Here is a 19709-nt window from a genome sequence, read left to right on the forward strand (position 1 = left end):
TCTCACCTCCAGTACCGGCTGTTTACTGTACCACAAAACTTGTAAAATAAACACTGTTCACATTCCCTTTAATTAGATATGCATTGATATTTTTTTTGAGCAAATCTGCCAGTTTTTCCATCGCTTTTGGCTGGGAAAGGGTTTCGGAATTCTGCTGGCGAAGTGTACTGTTAATTGTGTGCTGGATTTGTGGCAGCTTGGCACTTATCTCTTCCTTAACCGTAGGTTCCTGGAATGCCAGCACAATTTTTACTTTAATGTATCTGCTGCTTTCAGAACTGTCCAGATTAGTGATAAACTCCCCGGCATCATAAGTCGTACCGATTGTCTCACTTTTCACTGTTCCATAGCCGTCCCCCTTGGGAGTGCTATTAGAAAATGAATTGGCAGCATACATGGCCACACCAAATGATAGGCCGGCACATAAGATAAGAATAGCCACCCCCGCTATAATAAGTTTGATTGTCCCGGAACCCGAAGAAGACTTGTCCTCAGAATTTTGCACTTCATTGTTTGTATCTGCCATAAATATTTACCCCCTATCATCATGGGTTTCGCAAAACTTACCGGAATTATCGGAAACCCGGTCAATGATTTTAATACCGATTGACCTGCGGTATTCCATCACTTTGTCAATCAAATCCTGGACCGAATCCTTAAGTACAAATTTTTTTCCGGTGGTCAGGGTGAGCACCGTGTCCGGAGTAGCTTCAATAAACTCAATAAGTTCAGCATTTATGACAAGTTCCGAACCATTCATCCTGATTACCTTAATCATTTAAACCCCTTCTTTCAAAATTGGAGGAGGGGATGGGATTCCCATCCCTGCTCTCTCCGCTTTAATACCTCAAACCGGAATTAACGTTTCAGGTTTACAAGTTCCTGAAGCATTTCATCAGATACGGTGATAATCCGGGAATTTGCCTGAAACCCTCTCTGGGTTACAATCATATCAGTAAATTCCTGTGAAAGGTCGACATTAGACATTTCTATATTGCCTGGAGATATGTCACCTCTGCCACCCGAACCAGCTGTACCTACCTGTGCCTGCCCGGAATTGTTAGAAGAAAAGTACAGGTTCTCCCCGCTTTTCGTGAGACCGCTAGGATTATTAAAACTAGCCAGAGCAACCTGGGCCATCTGCTGAGTAACTCCATTGGAAAACCTTCCGGTAATAATACCCAGAGGGTCTATTGAATAACCGTTTAAGACCCCTGACGAATAGCCGTCCTGGCTGTTTAATTCCGTATTAGAATCGGAAGCATACTGGGTGACTTCGCTTAAGTCAAGGTCAATTGTTATCGGATCAGCATCATTTGTTCCATCAGTAGGAGTGCCGGTAATGCTGAGTGGTGAAGCTGATACTGCGTTCAAGGTGCCATCAGGATTAAAAGTAACTGTGGCTGCGGGAAGTGCAGCCCAAGCCGGCGCATTAGTCAAGCTGATATCCCATGTATGTGCTGCGGCGCTTTTAGTAAATTCAACATTCATGGTCCAGCTGCGGCCCAGAGAATCATAAACCGTTATACTTGCCGGCCAAGAGTCAGCAGCTGCTGTATCTGCATCAAGATTGCCTACAAACACAGCTTCCGTGGTAGGCTGAGGCTGAATGTACTGACCCTTTGGAATCTGAATCCCCCCGATGGGTCCGGTTATATCAACTGCTCCGGAACTATCGGCCATCCAACCACTGACAATCAGTCCTGCCGGATTTACCAGGTTCCCCGTTGAGTCAAAATCAAAGTTCCCTGCCCTGGTATAGTAATCATTAATACCATCACTTACTATAAAAAACCCATCACCATCTACCATCATATCGGTAACTTTCCCGGTGGTCTCGGAACTGCCCTGAGTGTGCATAACATCAATACTGTTTATTGTCATTCCCAATCCTATCTGGCGGCCATTAGTGCCCCCCTTACCCCCCTGTGGGGCGGAAGCGCCGCTTAAGGTTTGACAGAGCATATCCTGAAAGGAAACCCTTGCTCTCTTGTAACCAATTGTGTTGACATTGGCAATGTTATTGCCAATAACATCCATGCGGAATTGGTGGTTCTTTAAACCTGATACTCCGCTAAACATAGAACGCATCATAAGTAAATCGACCTCCGATTAAAATATTTTTTTTGGTTTTTTAATCCAAACTGAGATACCGGGCTGGTCATTCAGTCACAGCCCTGGGGCTCCCTCTCAGAGGTCCGGCCCCAAATTACATCAATCTGTCATGAAGACTTACACGATAACAGCACTATCGATATTCGTGAATACATGCTCTTTCATACTGACATCATCCATTGCTGTAATTACAGTCTTGTTTTTGACACTTACTACAAAAGCCAGGTTGTTCATCATAATCAGGGAATCCCTTGCGCCTTTTTGCGCGGCCTTGTCAACAGCACTGCTAATTTTAGCCAGTTCGGCTCCGGTAAGCCGGATATTTCTTACCTCCATCCTTTGCTGGGCATGTGATGAAAACTTGACCCCCCCTGAAGCAATCTGCGCTTCCAATAAATCCTTAAATGGAACCTGCGGCCCCTGGTCCGGTTTTTGCGGTTTAGCCTCCGGCCTGGATGTACCAACAGGTAAAATCGGTTGGGGATACATCACTTTATCTACCATTAATCTGCACCTCCCTGTGCAGTCAGTTTTACTTCCTCAACCTGGGTTATGGAAATATCCTCGCCATTTATAGTAACATATGCCGCCCCGTCAATAAGCTTCATTCCTGTGGCTACTCCGGTAAGTCTCGGGTTGTCATCAATTGTCAGGGCATCTGCAGCAACATACCCTTGGGAGCCGTCTTCCAAGAGCACTTTATACATCTGGCCTTCTGATCCCAGTATTGTAACCGGAGTATCCTTGCCTAAGGTCTGTAACATCATTGAAGTATCATCTGCCGCCAGGTAAAAGCCGGTCTGTTCAATACTGATTTTTCCGCTAATCATGTCTACAGGCAGGATTGCACTTACCGTCTTCCCTATCAGGTTTATGGCCTGGGCTATTGTCGATTCCCTGAGCATTGATTCCTGAACTTCGGCCAGGTCTTCAAATCCCTTATTCATGTTTGCCATTTGTTCTAAGGAACTGAACTGGGCCAACTGTGCAATAAAGTCCTCGTTACTGGTCGGCTCCAATGGGTCCTGATATTTGAGCTGGGTAATCATCAGGTTCAAAAAATCGTCTTTCCCCAGAGTTTTATTTATCGTGCTGCTCATCGAGCTTTCCGTTGAAATACCGGAAATTCCGGAAACTGAAGTCACACTAATCACCTCCTATGCAGTAAAATCAACCGTATTCCCATAATAGCCAGCAACTCCCAAGCGATCAGCAGTGCTTAAAAATACTGTTTCCAGCTGACCTTCATTGAGTGGCAGCCTGTTTCCTCTGGTTTGGGTCCTTTTCTTAAACATACCCTCACGTTCACCCTGCCCTGAATAATTTTTTTCAGGGGTAACAGTTACTGAAAGTTGATCTACTTTAATTCCTTGATCAGCCAAAGTATCCTTCAGAGCCGGTAAATTCGCCTCAATAACAGCTTTAACTTGTGAACTAGGGGTATCGAACCGAGCCGTTACCAGACCGTTTTCGGTACTTACCGTCAGCTTTAACTTGCCTAGGAATTCGGGTTTAAGCTCAATCTGCATTTCAGATTTTTCCGGAGAAGCAGCAAGCTGAACCTTTTGGATAATCTGGTTAAACACCGCCGTGTCTGTCTGATATGATTGTGTAGCCTGTGAAACCTGACCCGGCATACTGCCTCCATCAGCGGAACCATTTCCCATAAACTGCTGCTGTGTTCCAACTTGGGTGTGGAGCTGTTGTTCAATGCGAAGCCCCTCTGCAGCAGTATCACTGTTATAGGTCTGCTTGGCATTTTCCGGAGCAGTATTTTGGTTTTGTGAAACAGTTCTCAGCACTGAACCTGTTTCAGGAGTTGTTCCAAACAAAAGTTTTCCGGATTCAGGACCGCTTCCGCTGTCCGTTGTCCCTGGAGAACCATTTTCCCGGGTGCTAATAACAGAATCTGTGTTACCATTAGCCACTGCACCTGTATTACCCTTAACCATCATACCGGTATTAATTTCACTTGCTCCTGTAGCCTTGCCGGGCCTGACTGCGTTTGCCGAAGTGCTGCCTATTTTTTTGGCTTGCACTGCCGCCATGGTATCTGTTGTTACTTGTCCGCCTCCAGGCTGAATTTTTGGGCTGCCTGTTGAATGGTCTTGGTTTTCTATGGAACCATCCCCTTTAATCGCGGCCAACCGGCTGAGTTTTGCGGCAAGCTGATCCAGAAATGCTCTCTGCGGCAGAGTTTCCTCAAAGCTTAACTGGTTCTGTATCAGGAGTTTTAGTTCATTCAACTCCGGTGAAACTGTACCTAATGCTTCCAGTGTTTTAAGGAAACTACCAAGGGCCTTCATAAACTGTTCTGAATCCGGAATTTTTGTGCCAGTAAGGTTCTCCAACAAGCTAATCAGTGAATAAGTTTCACTCCCGAAAAACCCGCCTCCCAATATACCAGTCTGGTTATCGCTTCCGGTTTCAGTACTATTCAGGTTCACTCCCTGGTTCACTGCCTGGTTCACTTCCTGAATAAGTTCTAACAACTGCATAATCATTTCATCTGCACCTGTCTCAGGAGACTGGGTCTCTTTAAGTGCTGATTTTTCAAACCGTGCTTCCTCCGGCAGCTTGCTTACAGAGTGATTCGTCGCCGCCTTAGCTGTTTCCTGATTTTCAATATTCTCATTATTAGTCTGGGAAGCGTTTTGCAGTGTTTCAGAAAAAGATGTCTGCTTATCCTTATTACTGCTGTGGACATTACTCCGGCACTCTGCACCCTGCCTAGGACCGTTTGCCTGTTTTACCGCGGCATTTCCCTCAAAAGCTATAAATGGCGTTGTCAGCAATCTAAATTTCACCTCCTTTCCCATATTCTGTTTTTTGTCAGATCTTCTATGTAACCACCCCCTTTCAGTTTTTCATTTGATCTACTATAATGGCTGCTTTCTCAGGGTCCATAGCACTGAGGATTTTGGCAACCTGTTCACTATCAAGGTACTGCAAAATCCCGATAATTACTTCATCAGAAAGACCATTCATTATATTAACCGCTGCTTCGGGTTTCATCTCAGCATAGTATTCTGCCAGTTTCTGATAGCTGACCCTTGCCCCTTCCTGCTGCTCCTGGAGGACTTCCAGTGATTGCAGGGTGTTTTTTAAGCTCTCCCGCTCCTCTAGCAATGCCTGTTTTTCAGTATTGACGACCTCCAAGTGTTTTTCAAGCTCTCCAATCTGCTGTTTAAGCTTCTGCTGTTCTTCCTTGAGCTTTTTGTTTTCTTCTTCTAAAGAGTTCACTGGTTCCTTTTTTTCTGTCTTCGCCTCGTCCTCTTTTTCTTCTGCAGTTATCATCTTCCCAACAACAGGTATCTTGCCTGCTGTTTTCCGGACATTAATCACTGCCAGCCAGTCTAATGCCCAAACAGCTCCTGCAATTATACCAAGAATCAGTATTATAAATAGAATTCTGGAGATAATTTTTTTAACCCGCACTGATGTTTAACCCCCTGTTATACCGCTGAATCCTTATGAATAAAGCCTGTAGTTGCCATCTCATCAATCTGTTTCTGTTCTTCCCTGAGGAACTCGCTCATATATTGCTGGTAGTACTTTGTCCTGAGCTTTTCCAAAACCTTTCTTTCCTTCATTATTTCAATAAGTTCAGTCCTAACCTCTTCCATGGCAATGCGATGTTTTTCAGTTATCAGCACCTGCTGGCATATGTGTTCATTAATAACAGGAATATAGTCCTGGCATCTCTTTATTTCGGTAATATCTAACTGCTTGCCCTGTTTACCTCTTACGGTATCCTGGATATCGGCTAATCTTGTTTTCAGCTTTTCCAGAACCAGACAGCTTTCCTTATATATCTCAGTTACCGCAAACAATTCTTCTTTCTTTAATTCTTCAGCCCTCAGCTTAAGGTCCAGGGCTGTCTGGAGCTTGAAGACAAACTTCTTCATAGCCCTTCATCTCCTTATTATGCCGATATGCGAATTTCGGCCAGTGACTTAATTATATTCACGGCATCTTCAAAAGTATATTTATCATCTACATCCTGCTTAAGAAACTCAAGCACCAGGTCAATCTTTGAAATAGCATAATCTATTTTCGGGTTGCTGCCCCTTGAATAAGCTCCAATATCTATCAAATCTTTAGCTTCTCTGTAAGTTGCCATTATACTGCGCAATTCCTCTGCTGACTTCCTATGATCTTCAGATACAATATCATTCATTACCCGGCTGACACTTGCCAGAATATCTATGGCCGGGTAATGTGTCTGCATTGCCAGTTCCCTGGTAAGAACTATATGTCCATCAAGAATACCCCTGACAGCATCAGCAATTGGTTCGTTGTGGTCATCACCATCTACAAGCACGGTATATAAACCGGTAATGGTCCCCTTTGGTGATGTCCCTGATCGTTCCAGGAGCTTGGGCAGAATGGCGAATACAGAAGGGGTATATCCCCTGGTAGCGGGAGGCTCTCCAACTGCCAGCCCTATCTCTCTCTGTGCCATCGCAAATCGGGTTACTGAATCCATCATAAACATTACATCCAGGCCCTGGTCCCTGAAATATTCTGCTATCGTAGTAGCTACCATAGCCCCCTTCAACCTTACCAATGCAGGCTGGTCCGATGTGGCAACAATTACCACTGAACGCCTTAACCCTTCTTCACCCAGGTCTTTCTCAATGAACTCCCTAACCTCACGGCCCCGTTCGCCAATAAGGGCTATTACATTAACATCGGCCGATGTATTGCGAGCAACCATTCCCAGCAGTGTACTCTTGCCAACCCCGCTTCCGGAAAATATCCCTATCCTCTGTCCCTTGCCACAGGTTAGCACACCATCTATTGCCTTGACTCCTATTGACAGGGGCTCAGTGATCCGTCTCCTGTCCAGTGGGTTTGGCGGATTATTGTTTACCGGATAATCTCCGGAAATCTCCAGAAATCCGCCACGGTCAAGGGGGGTCCCTAAACCGTCAATAATTCTCCCCAGAATCCGGTTCCCCACACCAACTTTAAACGTATCTCCGGTTGCTACCACTTCACATCCGGGACCGATACCACTGAGTTCACCCAAAGGCATTAAAAGTATCTTGTTTTCCCTAAACCCTACAACTTCAGCTTTTATTTTAAGTGAACCGTTGTTGGGAAAAACATAACATAATTCCCCCAGGTTGGCCCCCGGACCTTGAGACTCAATAATCAGACCGATTACTTGGGTTACTTTACCGTTTGTTTTAATCGGTTCAGTTTTTTCTATTACTTTATAATATTTATCAAACCTCGGCATTTGGATTCACTTCCATCAAAGCTTGTTCTATTTCATTCATCTGTCTTTCAATCCGTGCATCTACAGTACCGTTGTTACTTTCAACCACACAGCCCCCGCGAGCAATATCCGGGTCAGCCAGAACCTTTAATTTGCGAATCCCCTTCATTTCCTGTGAAATATTATCTTTGGCATTTATAGTAACATCCAGATTGTCTGGATTCACTCTCACTGTTAGTTCCTCTCTATCTGTAGCTTTCCGAATGGCCAGTTTTACCATATCTATCACAATTTCGGGACTTGTCTCTATTTCCCGGTTAATAACCTTCCTGGCAACTGCCACTGCCAGCCTGACAATGTCTTCTTCAGAGCCAGCCACGACCTGCCATTTTTTCTCATGGGCTTTTTCCAGTATGTCGTCAGCCGACTTCAGTTTTTCCTCATATTTCTTTCTGGCAGCTTCGTCACCTTCCTGCCATCCCTTGGAATATGCCTCTTCTTCAATTTTCCGGAGGTTTTCGCGGCCTTCTTCAATTATGGCTAGGGCTTCTTCCCTAGCATTCCTGATAATCTTCTCAGCTTCCAGCCTGGCTGTTTCAAGAAGTTCCTTAACCATCTGCTCAGTTTCAGTGAGAATTTGTGCTGCCTGGTCTTTTAGCTGTCCTACATCCTGTTCGGAAATGAGCCCGCCGGAATCATCCGGTGGCGGTGTTTCTGAGCCGGTATCATTAGTATGCTGCACAATCAAGGGGGATTGCAGCTTGACGGACAAACCTTTTATAACCCTAGACAATTACTTCATCTCCTCCGCCACGAGCAATGACAATTTCCCCAGCTTCTTCCAGTTTCCTGATAATATTAACTATGCGCTGTTGGGCATCTTCAACATCGCGCAGCCTGACAGGACCCATGTATTCCATATCTTCTTTCAGCATATCTGAAGCGCGTTTGGACATGTTGCGCTGAACCTTAGCACCGACTTCCTCATTAGAGCCCTTAAGCGCAAGGGCCAGGTCCTTACTATCCACATCACGGAGTATTTGCTGGATTGCCCTGTCATCAAGCTGCACAATATCTTCGAAAACAAACATTCTTTTCTTGATTTCCTCAGCCATTTCCGGGTCCTGAATTTCCATACTTTCCATAATAATTTTCTCAGTAGTACGGTCAACCCTGTTAAGAATATCAACAACAGACTGAACTCCCCCCGCACTGGTAAAATCAGTTGAAACCACTGTGGAAAGTTTTCGTTCCAGCAGCCGCTCAATATCCCTGATTACATCCGGGGAAGTGCTGTCCATCATGGCAATCCTCCGTGCTACATCAGCCTGGCGGTCAGGTGGCAGTGCCGAAAGTATGGTAGCTGCCTGGTCAGGAGCCAGATATGCAATAATCAAGGCAATAGTTTGCGGGTGTTCTGACTGGATAAAGTTAAGCAACTGCGCAGGATCAGTTTTCCTGACAAAATCAAATGGCTTGACTTGGAGGGTTGCCGTAAGCCTCTGGATGATATCCAGGGCCTTCTGGTTGCCTAATGCTTTTTCCAGGACTTCCTTGGCATATTCTATGCCCCCTGAGGATATAAAATCTTTGGCCACCAATAAATCATGGAATTCCGAGAGAATATCGGCTTTATCATTGGCGCTGACCTTGCGTATATTGGCTATTTCAATGGTAAGTTCTTCTATTTCCTCATCTCTGAGATGTTTAAATATCTCTGCAGAAACCTCCGGACCCAGGGAAATAAGTAAAATTGCTGCTTTTTGTTTTCCCGTTAAGCCTCTGGCCATTAATGTCACCTCTATTCTTCAATCAACCAGGTTCGGAGCAATTGAGCAATATCGTCAGGCTGCTCTTTGGCAACGTTTTCCACACGTTCCTTAATCCTTTTCAGCTCTTTTTCTTCAGGTGTCAAATCTCTTTCAGGAATGTTGGCATCATCAAGTTCATCTATAGATAACGCCCTATTAGGCATAAGTTGTTCTTCCAGGAGTGCTTCGCCTTCTTTCCGGCGTCTCATAACTACAATACTGCCAACAATAACCCCAATAAAAACAATTGTCGCAAGAGCGGCTGCTCCGCCGTAAATATACATTTCTCTCTTCTCGGCCTCAGCTATCTGCTTGTTCAGTTCATCCTGATATTCAGTACTAAACGGCATTCCGGCAACAGATAACTGATCACCCCGGTCAGTATTAAATCCTGCCGCACTCTTTACTATATCTTCAACAACCTTCTGTTGATTAGAATTAATCTCCCTATCGATAACAACCGCCACTGACATTCTTTTTACACCGCCAGGGGCGACCTCCCTGAATTCTTCATATGTATTAATCTCATTATTTCTAATCTCATGCGTTTCTGTGGTCTCACTGCTCCCGGTTTCACCCGCTGTTTCATAGCCCGGGATATTACTATCGGTACCAGGAACCCCACTTCCAGTAGAATTACTGGTAGTTGTGCTGGTTTTTTCCGACTCCTCGGTACTTCTTGGCACTGCATCACCAAACTCCTGCTTCTTCTGTTCAATCTTATCAAAATCTATTTCAAGGCTAACCCTGCAGACAACCTTGCCTGGCCCCCAAATCTTTTCCAGCATACTCTCAACCGAGTTCTGGAGTTCGCTTTGGTACTGCTTCTGGTACTGCTGCCTTATTTCCACCTGTTTCCCGGAAATAGCGCCATCTTCAGAACCACTCATGTTTTCGGATAATATATTTCCGTTAATATCGACAATAGTAACATTTTCTTCTTTTAATCCCTCAACACTGTTGGTCACCAGTTTAATAATACCTGCTACCTGATTTTCCTTAAGGGTTTTGTTTGGTCTAAACTTTAACATTACTGCAGCGGTAGCGTTTTCTTGGCGTTCAGAAAAAAGAGAAGGTTCGGGTTGGACAATATGCACTCTGGCCGTATCGACCTCGGACATCCCCTCGATAGTGCGGGTAAGTTCACCCTGCAGTGCACGAAGGTATCTGGCCTGGCGGTCAGTATCTGTCTCCCCGAACTTAGTATCATCGAAACTCTCGAAACCGACAACTCCGCCTGTAGGCAGTCCCTCAGAAGCTAATTCCAGACGCGTCTGAGTAATATCCTTGTTGGGAATCATAACGGTAACTGTACCGTCAGTTCCATTGTCGGCAAGCTTGAAAGATATTTTCTTTTCGTTAAGCATTTCTACAATTTGGCCTGCCTGCTGTTCGTCTTTTAGAGTGAATAAGGCCCCATAGTCCGGCATGGTCGCGCTTCTGGTAAGCAGAGTCAACACCAACATTAGAAGAGCCGCCGAACCTACAATAATTGTTCTCTGTGTTTTGTTCATTTTTTGCCACAACTCAATAGCCTGTGTTTTCAGTTGCAACAAATACTCTTTCATTAAGACAAGTCACCTCATTCCACTCTATAAGAAAAAGCTATTATACCTGCATCCTCATAATTTCTTGATATGCTTCTACAACTTTATTACGAATTTGAAGTGTCAACTGAAAAGCAAGACTTGACTTTTCTGCTGCAATTGTTACTTGATGGAGATCATTTAGGTCCCCGGTAACCAGATTATTTTTCAGTTCTTCTGACTGCAGCTGGAGAGAATTAATTTCATTGATGGAGTTTTTCAAGATATCAGCGAACCCCATACCTTTGTCTTGGTCATTGTTCTGTGTCTGAGACAATCCTCCTAGTTTGCGGCTGGCCTGAAGTATATCAACCGGTGTGTTTAGGATATTCACCTGTTAATCCTCCTTTATTTCCCAATTTCCAGCGCCCTAAGCGCAATATCCTTAGAAGCCTGTATAGCTGTAACATTTGCCTCATATGACCTGGTAGCGGAAATCATGTTTACCATTTCAGTTACAATATTGACATTGGGCATACTCACATAACCCTGTTCATTAGCATCCGGGTGATTGGGGTCATATACCATTTTAAAAGGGCTTTGGTCCTCATTTATCTCTACCACCCTTACCCCGCGCCCGATCTTTTGCTGTTCGATGGTTTTGCCCAGTATTCTCGCAAAATCATTATCCGGTTTCCTTGCCTCAAAAACAGCAACTTTCCGGCGGTAAGTGCCTCCTGCCTCGGTCCTGGTAGTATTAATATTGGCAATATTTTCAGAAATGAGGTCCATCCTCATCCTTTGTGCCGTCATTCCAGATGCACTAATATCAAATGCATTAAAGAGATTCATAGTCTCCCCCCGTTCCTATACTTTATTGCCCTTTAATTGCCATTCTGATTTTTTGAAATTCACTGTTTAGTTGCTGTGCCAATGCGGTGTACATAATCGAATTTTTTGCCAATGCTGCCATTTCCCTATCGACATCCACATTGTTACCATCATTTCTCATGGACGTATCTTCACTTTTATCAATTTTCGGAGCAATATCCAATTCCGATTTTCTGCCAATGGGAATATGCTTTTCATGGGTAAGCATCCCCGCCAGGCAGTTCTTCCTCCCAATGGCTTTCCGCAGTTCTTCCTCAAAATACACCTCAGACTTTTTAAATCCTGGGGTATCCACATTTGCAAGGTTATCAGCAATCACAGTGTTCCTCATAGATGATGCATCAAGGCCCTTTTCAAGAATATTCATTGTCCTGGTAATTAACATTTTTTCAATCAAGACTTTCACTCCCGCAAAATAAAAATCCAAACTACAGCTACCGTAGTTTGGCATAATAATGCTAACCTCCCTTCGGCAGCCCGGCAACCATAGCCCTAAAATGAGTATTATTATGAATCATTAGCAAGCCTCTAGGTCCGCAGCTTTGCGCCTTTACCTTTCGATAAATTTGCCTTTTACAAAGTTTGATATTTAGTTTAATCCATTCAGGAATAAAATGTAACAAGGAATAAAATATGTAAACCTTTTGATGTCTATTCGTCATTCATTCGCAAAATTCCTACCTTTTCTTACAATTTTTTATATTTTTTCACCACTATTCAACCTGCATTTTCTACCTGCATTTCATACCGGTTTCCAATGTTACAGTATTTCGCCACCATTAACTAAAATCCTTTTTTTAGCATCTAATTTTATCGGAAATTACTCAGTTTATCGACAAACTTCGCACCTAAATATCAGACATTTTCCCCACATGCACAAATATAAAAAAACGAAACTGACTCCCTAATTGTGAGTCAGTTTTCTTTCGTGCCAAAAACAAAGAGGGCTGAGCCATAAATTAATTATAGCTCAGCCGTTAATATTATTTTTCTAATGCCTCAACTTATTTAGCTCATCCAAAAGGCGTTCATTTAATATTCTAATATAAGTCCCTTTCATGCCCAAAGACTTAGATTCAATAACACCGGCACTTTCAAATTTTCTTAAGGCATTGACAATAACAGACCGGGTAATTCCAACCCTATCGGCAATCTTGCTGGCTACCAGGAGACCTTCGCTGCCATCAAGCTCTTCAAAAATATGTTCTATTGCTTCAAGTTCAGAATATGACAAAGTCCCCAAAGCAATCTGTACAGCCGCCTTTTTACGGGCTTCTTCTTCAATACGTTCTGCTTTTATTCTGAGAACCTCCATACCAACTACTGTTGCCCCATACTCAGCCAAAACAAGGTCATCATTGGTAAACTGCTGATTAAATTTGGCCAACACAAGCGTACCCAGTCGTTCCCCTCCGCCTACTATCGGGACTACCGTTGTCACCTTATCCTCAAAAATACATTCATCTTCAATATGAAAAATACAGATGTTTGTTTTCTGGTTAAAATTGGCCTTTGTTTCAACAATCCTTAACAGCCCTTCATTATAAGTGTCAGGAAAACGATTCGTATTTTCAATAATTTCATCAATAACATTGCAGGCATACTTTTCCGCAAAAGAAAAACCGAGAATTTTGCCTCTTCTTCCTACAATATAAGTGTTGGCTTCAATATTTGCAGTAAGAACGTCAGCCATTTCCTGAAAATCAACTGGGTTTCCAGCAGCCTTCTGAAGCAGTTTATTAATTTCCCGAGTTCGATCCAGCAAATCCTTCATGATTTTCCTCCCCTTAACTACAAGGCTTTTATAAGATATAACGGCTTAAGTCTTGGTTCCGAACAACATCCTGAAGTTTGTTACGAACATATTCATTATCTATTGTAATATCTTTTGCCTTGATATCCGGTGCTTCAAACGCAATATCTTCCAATAATTTCTCTAAAATTGTATGTAAACGTCGAGCACCTATGTTTTCTGTCTGTTCATTAACAGTATAAGCTATTTTAGCTATTTCATCAAGAGAATTTTCAGTAAATTTTAAAAAAACTCCTTCTGTTTGTAGTAGGGCTATATACTGCTTGATTAGGGCATTTTGAGGTTCAGTAAGAATCTGCTTAAAATCAGTTTCAGTCAGACTATCCAGTTCAACACGGATAGGAAAACGTCCCTGCAGTTCAGGAATTAGGTCTGAGGGTTTGGAAACATGAAAAGCACCGGCAGCAATAAAAAGGATATAATCTGTTTTAACAGGACCATACTTGGTCATAACTGTAGAACCTTCGACAATAGGCAGGATATCCCGCTGCACCCCGCCCCTTGAGACATCAGGCCCGGATCCGCTGTCATTTCCTGCAATTTTATCTATTTCGTCAAGAAAAATAATCCCTGACTGTTCAGCCCGCTCTATCGCTATAGAAACAACTTCATCAATATCTATAAGCTTTTGCGCCTCCTGCTGTACCAGTATTTTACGTGCTTCTCGTACAGTAAGCTTACGGTGCTTCTTCTTTTTGGGAAAAATTCCACCCAGCATGTCCTGGATATTAATCCCCATTTCTTCGACACCGGCACCTGTAAAGACCTCAACCATAGGTGTCCCTGTATCCTCAACCTCTATTTCAATATACTCATCTTCCAGTTTACCTGAATCCAGCTTTTCTTTTAAGGTGTCCCTCTCAAACTGCAGCTTCTTGATTCGCTGGGTGTATTCATCATCATTAGCATGGTCCTGCTGGCTGCCCCCGAATAAAACCTCAAAAGGGTTTTTAACCTTAGCATCTTTCTCCGGGAGCGGTGCTAAAAGCTCAATTATCCGAAGTTCGGCCAGCTTTCCAGCTTTTTCTTCAACAGCAGAAATTTTTTCGTTTTTCACAACCCTGATGGCTGTTTCAACAAGGTCCCTGATAATGGACTCCACGTCCCTGCCCACATACCCAACTTCGGTAAATTTGGTTGCCTCAACTTTGACAAAAGGAGCATTAACAAGTTTCGCCAACCGCCTGGCGATCTCAGTTTTACCAACACCGGTAGGTCCTATCATAATGATATTTTTGGGTACAATTTCATCCTGCAGTTCTAGAGATAATCTTTTTCTTCTATGCCTGTTCCGCAAAGCAATCGCTACAGACTTCTTTGCTTTATGTTGACCTACTATGTACTTATCCAATTCGGCAACGATTTTCCTTGGAGTTAAGTTTTCCACCAGATAACCCCCTCTTATAATTCTTCAACTGTTATGTTGGAATTAGTATAAATGCAAATTGATGAAGCAATCTCGAGGGCTTCCTTAGCTATATCCGAAGCACTCAGCTGTGTATGATTAATCATGGCCCTGGCGGCAGCAAGTGCATAAGCCCCGCCGGAACCTATAGCAGTTACATTGTCATCAGGTTCTATAACCTCTCCGTTACCGGATATAATCAACAGGTGTTCTTGATCAGCCACTATCAAAAGTGCTTCCAGCTTGCGCAGATACTTATCCAGACGCCATTCCTTGGCAAGTTCCACTGCCGCTCTGGGGAGGTTGCCCCGAAACTCTTCCAGCTTTTTTTCAAACTTTTCAAACAGGGTAAATGCATCCGCAACTGAACCCGCAAATCCGGCAATAACTTTATTATTATGCAGGCGACGGACTTTTTTGGCTTTTTGCTTTAAAACCATGTTGCCTCCAAAAGTCACCTGCCCATCACCGGCAACAGCGACTTTTCCATTTAGCTTGACAGCAACAATAGTAGTACCTTGAAACATATTTAATACCCCCTGTCCCCGTTATGCCCTCGGATGGCTTTTTTCATATACAGACCTGAGTTTTTGTTTGGTCACATGTGTGTAAATCTGAGTAGTAGACATTTTAACATGCCCCAGCAGTTCCTGAACAACCCTAAGGTCGGCACCACCGTCTAACAAATGTGTGGCAAAAGAATGCCTTAACGTATGTGGGCTGATCCGCCGCTCGATACTTACCTGTTTCACATATTTATCTACAATATTACGAACACTCCTAACCGTCAACCGCCCCCCGTTTCTGTTTAAAAACAGGGCCTCGGTTTTCTCTTTGCCGGTCAGCTGCGGCCTTCCATCATCCAGATATCCGGCAATTGCTTTTATTGCATAAGACCCCATAGGAACAATTCTTTCCTTGGCTCCCTTTCCCATAACCCTAACATATTCAAGCTCCAGGTCAGAATCACATACATCCAAGCCCACTAGCTCACTAACCCGCAAGCCACTGGAATACAGTAGTTCAAGAATGGCCCGGTCCCTTATCCCTGATGCCTTCCGGGTATCGGGAGCTTCCATGAGGCTCCTGATTTCATCCTCATACAAGAATTCGGGAAGTCTTTTTTCACGTTTCGGAGTCGATATCCTTAACATAGGATTACCGGACACGACTTCTTCCCGGGAAAGAAAGCGGTAAAACGACCTTAAGGCTGCGAGTTTCCTAGCAACAGTAGACCTGTGCAGCCCCTTTTTCTGTAGTAAAGCCAAGTATTTACGGACAGATAAGTGGTCAACCTGTTCAGGTGTCACTTGCTCACCAGACACCTTAAATTCTTCAGCCAAGAAATCTATAAACTGCCAAATATCTCTCTGGTAACTTTCTAAAGTCCTTGGCGAAGCATTTTTTTCCACTTTTAAATAAACCATAAAGCTGTCAATGAATGAATACATATCTAAATTCCTCAAGCTTGTTTAAGGCTATTTCTGATATTTTACCATATCTCAGCTGCTTATTCCGGATTTTTTCACCAAGCTGGGGCAAAATTCCAAAATTGATGTTCATCGGCTGAAATTTTTTAGTCACAGGTGTAGTAATATATTTACATAAGGCCCCATGTGCAGTTTCCTCCGGGAAAATAACCGGCAGCTCGCCTGCAGCAACCCTGGCTGCATTTATTCCGGCAACCAGCCCCATTGCCGCTGATTCCACATAACCTTCAACCCCGGTAATCTGCCCGGCAAAAAAGAGATTTTCATCTTTCTTAAACTGAAGAGTCCGGTTCAGGAGCTCAGGAGAATTTATAAAAGTATTGCGGTGCATCACACCATAACGTACAAACTCAGCATTTTCAAGTCCCGGAATCATTCTGAAAACCCGGTTTTGTTCACCCCACTTAAGATGTGTTTGAAAGCCCACAATATTATATAAAGTTCCTTCAATGTTATCCTGTCTGAGCTGTACCACAGCATAAGGGATGTTTCCGGTACGAGGGTCAGTCAGACCTACAGGTTTCATAGGTCCAAAAAGCAAAGTTCGGCATCCCCTGGAGGCTAATTCCTCCACAGGCATGCACCCTTCAAAATATATCTCTTTCTCAAACTCCTTCAAAGGAGCACACTCAGCATTTATTAATTCGTGATAAAATCGTTCGTACTCTTCCCTGTTCATGGGACAATTAAGATAGGCAGCTTCACCCTTGTCATACCTGGAAGCCAGAAAAACCTTATGTCGATCCAGAGAATCCAAGGTTAGTATCGGAGCTGCCGCATCATAAAAATATAAGTATTCACAACCGGTAATTGCACTGATGGTTTCCGACATAGCAGCAGATGTCAAAGGCCCGGTAGCGATTATTACAGGATTGGTGGTATCTATTTGAGATATCTCCTGCCTGATAACCTCCACATTTGGATGACCGGATAACACATTGGTGACTAACCCGGCAAAATCCGACCTGTCAACTGCCAAAGCACCGCCTGCCGGAACAGACGATTGATCTGCACACTTTATAATTAATGAATTAAGACGGCGCATTTCCTCTTTTAATAAGCCCGCGGCATTTTCCAGAGAATCCCCCCTAAGGGAATTGCTGCAGACAAGTTCAGCAAACATGTCGGTATGATGTGCCGGGGATTTTCTCACCGGCCTCATTTCAAAAAGCCTCACCCGGACCCCTCTGGAAGCAAGCTGCCAGGCTGCTTCTGAACCTGCCAACCCGGCGCCGATTACAGTTACAGGTTTCATTTAAACCATAACCCTTTCCTGATACTTGCAATTATTACCGGAGCATTTAAGAACCAACCCTTTACTGCCCATAGATTTGTTAAGCAGTACTTTATTGCACTCAGGACATCTTTTATCTGTAGGTTGGTCCCAGGAGACAAATTCACAATTCGGGTAATTACTGCATCCATAAAACTTTCTGCCCTTTTTGCTTCTCTTCAGAACAATATCTCCTCCGCATTCCGGGCATGAAACTCCGATTGTCTCTAGAAGTGGTTTGGTATTCCTGCATTCAGGAAACCCAGGGCAGGCCAAAAACTTACCATACCTTCCCATTTTAATGACCAAGTTGCGTCCACACTGGTCACAGACCTCATCACTAACCTCATCTTCTATTTCAATAACACCAATACTTTTTTCCGCCTTTTCCAGTGTTTTTTTGAACGGTGTGTAAAACCTGCGTAAAATCTCAACCCAGTCGGTATCACCCTCTTCAATACTGTCAAGCTTATCCTCCATGGCAGCCGTAAACTGAATGTTTATAATATCCGGAAAATGCTCCTTCAGCAGATCAACTACCAGAAAACCCAATTCAGTAGGATGAAACTGTTTTTCTTCTTTTATTATATATCCCCTCTTCTGAACTGTTTCCACTATAGGAGCATATGTGCTCGGGCGTCCGATTCCATTTTCCTCAAGAGCCTTTACCAACGTGGCATCAGTATACCTGTGAGGCGGCTGAGTAAAGTGTTGTTTGGGTTCCAGGTTATTAACTGCCAGGTGATTACCCTTTTCCAGGTCTGCAGGCAATAACCCTGATTCCTCTTTATCACCATTATCCAAACTTTCAATATAAATTTTCATAAACCCAGGAAACTTTATCACGGAACCTGTTGCTCTGAACGTGTAATCTCCTGCACTGATATCCACAGTGGTAGTATCTACCACTCCGGAACTCATCTGACTTGCCAGGAACCGCTCCCAAATCAGTTTATACAGTTTATACTGATCCCTGGAAAGGAACTTTTTAATTTGGTCAGGCTCACGAGTAATTGTAGTTGGCCGTATGGCTTCATGTGCATTTTGCGTCCTGCCCTTATTATGATACAGCCTCACCTTATCAGGCTTATAGTCAACCCCGAAGTTATCCAGGATGTATTGTGCCGTCTCCTCCTGGGCTGCTTCAGCAATTCTCGTGGAATCTGTTCTAATATATGTAACCAGACCTACCGTGCCTTCAGGACCAATATCTAAGCCCTCATAAAGCTGCTGGGCTACCTGCATGGTTTTCCGAGCCGCAAAATTCAGCTTTCGGTAGGCTTCCTGCTGCATAGTACTGGTTGTAAAGGGCGGAGACGGGTTCCTTTTCTTTTCCCTCTTTTTAATTGTATCGATTACATAATCTGCACCGTTCAGGTTAGACATAACCTGATCCATCTCTTCTTTGGTGGAAATAGTTATTTTCCTATTATTTTGTTTTAACAGTTTTGCTTCAAAATCAGTCTTATTACCGGCTTTTCGAAAAATGCCCGTTAAAGACCAGTATTCTTCAGGGACAAAAGCCTTAATTTCCTCTTCTCGGTCACATATCAGTCTTACTGCTACCGACTGGACACGGCCGGCACTAAGCCCTTTTTTTACTTTCCTCCAAAGTAGTGGGCTAAGATTATACCCAACTAGGCGGTCCAGAATCCTCCTGGCCTGTTGAGCATCTACCCTGGACCTATCAATAGTGCGTGGGGATTTCATCGCCTTTTGAATAGCATCTTTAGTAATTTCATTAAATTCTACCCTGCATTTGTCCTTCTCATTTATTTGCAATTGGTGCTGCAGATGCCATGCAATTGCCTCACCTTCCCGGTCAGGGTCAGTTGCCAGCAAAATATTGGTCGATTTTTTGGCGGCACTGCGCAGCTCCTTTAAAATGTCACCCTTACCTCTTATAGTAATGTACTTAGGGTCAAAGTTCTTTTCTACATCCACCCCAAACTGACTTCTGGGCAAGTCCCTTACATGACCCATTGATGCCTTTACAATATACCTTTTGCCAAGAAACTTTCCTATGGTTTTGGCCTTGGCAGGTGACTCCACAATCACCAGATACTTTGACAAAATTATCACCCCTATAACAGCTATCACAGTGCTGTCATTTCGTAGTCTTAACCGTTCCATTCCCTTAATATACAATCTTCTAAGG

At 43.6% G+C, this 19709-nt stretch carries 21 protein-coding genes and 1 riboswitch; all 21 genes read right to left on the reverse strand.

Features of this window, described 5'->3' with window-relative positions; genetic code table 11:
• Positions 1 to 22: 22 nt before the first annotated feature.
• Entirely contained in the window at positions 23 to 526 is a 504-nt protein-coding gene (locus ABFY19_RS08480) for a flagellar basal body-associated FliL family protein (protein WP_418790235.1), read from the reverse strand.
• Positions 527 to 532: 6 nt separating this feature from the next.
• Complete coding sequence (locus ABFY19_RS08485; protein WP_418790236.1) at positions 533 to 778, reverse strand: flagellar FlbD family protein; 246 nt, start codon at positions 776 to 778, stop codon at positions 533 to 535.
• 80 nt (positions 779 to 858) lie between these two features.
• Positions 859 to 2094, reverse strand: coding sequence for a flagellar hook protein FlgE (locus tag ABFY19_RS08490; protein WP_418790237.1), 1236 nt, complete (start codon positions 2092 to 2094; stop codon positions 859 to 861).
• A 138-nt stretch (positions 2095 to 2232) separates the two neighbouring features.
• A complete protein-coding gene (locus ABFY19_RS08495; protein WP_418790238.1) occupies positions 2233 to 2619 on the reverse strand; it encodes a TIGR02530 family flagellar biosynthesis protein in 387 nt (128 codons plus the stop codon).
• Positions 2619 to 3260, reverse strand: coding sequence for a flagellar hook assembly protein FlgD (locus tag ABFY19_RS08500; protein ID WP_418790239.1), 642 nt, complete (start codon positions 3258 to 3260; stop codon positions 2619 to 2621). Before ABFY19_RS08500 ends, ABFY19_RS08495 begins: the two co-directional genes overlap by 1 nt.
• 12 nt (positions 3261 to 3272) lie before the next feature.
• The gene (locus tag ABFY19_RS08505) at positions 3273 to 4934 is read right to left on the reverse strand and encodes a flagellar hook-length control protein FliK (RefSeq protein WP_418790241.1); all 1662 of its coding nucleotides are present in this window, start codon (positions 4932 to 4934) and stop codon (positions 3273 to 3275) included.
• Between the two features lie 40 nt (positions 4935 to 4974).
• Positions 4975 to 5553, reverse strand: coding sequence for a MotE family protein (locus tag ABFY19_RS08510; protein ID WP_418790242.1), 579 nt, complete (start codon positions 5551 to 5553; stop codon positions 4975 to 4977).
• A 17-nt stretch (positions 5554 to 5570) separates the two neighbouring features.
• On the reverse strand, positions 5571 to 6023 hold the full coding sequence (fliJ, locus tag ABFY19_RS08515; RefSeq protein ID WP_418790244.1) for a flagellar export protein FliJ: 453 nt from the start codon (positions 6021 to 6023) through the stop codon (positions 5571 to 5573).
• A 17-nt stretch (positions 6024 to 6040) separates the two neighbouring features.
• Positions 6041 to 7363 (reverse strand): flagellar protein export ATPase FliI, encoded by a 1323-nt coding sequence (fliI, locus tag ABFY19_RS08520; RefSeq protein WP_418790245.1) that lies wholly within the window; start codon positions 7361 to 7363, stop codon positions 6041 to 6043.
• Positions 7350 to 8135, reverse strand: coding sequence for a FliH/SctL family protein (locus ABFY19_RS08525; RefSeq protein WP_418790247.1), 786 nt, complete (start codon positions 8133 to 8135; stop codon positions 7350 to 7352). Before ABFY19_RS08525 ends, fliI begins: the two co-directional genes overlap by 14 nt.
• On the reverse strand, positions 8128 to 9132 hold the full coding sequence (gene fliG / locus ABFY19_RS08530) for a flagellar motor switch protein FliG (protein WP_418790248.1): 1005 nt from the start codon (positions 9130 to 9132) through the stop codon (positions 8128 to 8130). The genes ABFY19_RS08525 and fliG overlap by 8 nt, the downstream gene beginning before the upstream one ends.
• A gap of 11 nt (positions 9133 to 9143) precedes the next feature.
• Complete coding sequence (gene fliF / locus ABFY19_RS08535; protein ID WP_418790249.1) at positions 9144 to 10721, reverse strand: flagellar basal-body MS-ring/collar protein FliF; 1578 nt, start codon at positions 10719 to 10721, stop codon at positions 9144 to 9146.
• Between the two features lie 40 nt (positions 10722 to 10761).
• Entirely contained in the window at positions 10762 to 11073 is a 312-nt protein-coding gene (gene fliE / locus ABFY19_RS08540; protein WP_418790250.1) for a flagellar hook-basal body complex protein FliE, read from the reverse strand.
• Positions 11074 to 11087: 14 nt separating this feature from the next.
• Positions 11088 to 11531: a flagellar basal body rod protein FlgC gene (gene flgC / locus ABFY19_RS08545; RefSeq protein ID WP_418790251.1), complete on the reverse strand. Its 444-nt coding sequence runs from the start codon at positions 11529 to 11531 to the stop codon at positions 11088 to 11090.
• 22 nt (positions 11532 to 11553) lie between these two features.
• A complete protein-coding gene (gene flgB / locus ABFY19_RS08550; RefSeq protein ID WP_418790252.1) occupies positions 11554 to 12021 on the reverse strand; it encodes a flagellar basal body rod protein FlgB in 468 nt (155 codons plus the stop codon).
• 17 nt (positions 12022 to 12038) lie between these two features.
• Positions 12039 to 12151: riboswitch (cyclic di-GMP riboswitch) on the reverse strand.
• 410 nt (positions 12152 to 12561) lie between these two features.
• Positions 12562 to 13344 carry a GTP-sensing pleiotropic transcriptional regulator CodY gene (codY, locus tag ABFY19_RS08555; protein WP_418790254.1) on the reverse strand — a complete coding sequence of 261 codons (783 nt, stop codon included), beginning with the start codon at positions 13342 to 13344 and terminating at the stop codon, positions 12562 to 12564.
• 28 nt (positions 13345 to 13372) lie between these two features.
• Complete coding sequence (gene hslU, locus ABFY19_RS08560; protein WP_418790255.1) at positions 13373 to 14770, reverse strand: ATP-dependent protease ATPase subunit HslU; 1398 nt, start codon at positions 14768 to 14770, stop codon at positions 13373 to 13375.
• Between the two features lie 14 nt (positions 14771 to 14784).
• Positions 14785 to 15315: an ATP-dependent protease subunit HslV gene (hslV, locus tag ABFY19_RS08565; protein WP_418790257.1), complete on the reverse strand. Its 531-nt coding sequence runs from the start codon at positions 15313 to 15315 to the stop codon at positions 14785 to 14787.
• A gap of 21 nt (positions 15316 to 15336) precedes the next feature.
• Positions 15337 to 16239 carry a tyrosine recombinase XerC gene (gene xerC, locus ABFY19_RS08570; RefSeq protein WP_418790258.1) on the reverse strand — a complete coding sequence of 301 codons (903 nt, stop codon included), beginning with the start codon at positions 16237 to 16239 and terminating at the stop codon, positions 15337 to 15339.
• Positions 16223 to 17533: a methylenetetrahydrofolate--tRNA-(uracil(54)-C(5))-methyltransferase (FADH(2)-oxidizing) TrmFO gene (gene trmFO, locus ABFY19_RS08575; protein ID WP_418790259.1), complete on the reverse strand. Its 1311-nt coding sequence runs from the start codon at positions 17531 to 17533 to the stop codon at positions 16223 to 16225. Before trmFO ends, xerC begins: the two co-directional genes overlap by 17 nt.
• Positions 17534 to 19684, reverse strand: coding sequence for a type I DNA topoisomerase (gene topA, locus ABFY19_RS08580; RefSeq protein ID WP_418790260.1), 2151 nt, complete (start codon positions 19682 to 19684; stop codon positions 17534 to 17536).
• Positions 19685 to 19709: the final 25 nt, after the last annotated feature.

Source organism: Phosphitispora sp. TUW77, assembly GCF_048453025.1.
GTDB lineage: Bacteria > Bacillota > Thermincolia > Thermincolales > UBA2595 > Phosphitispora.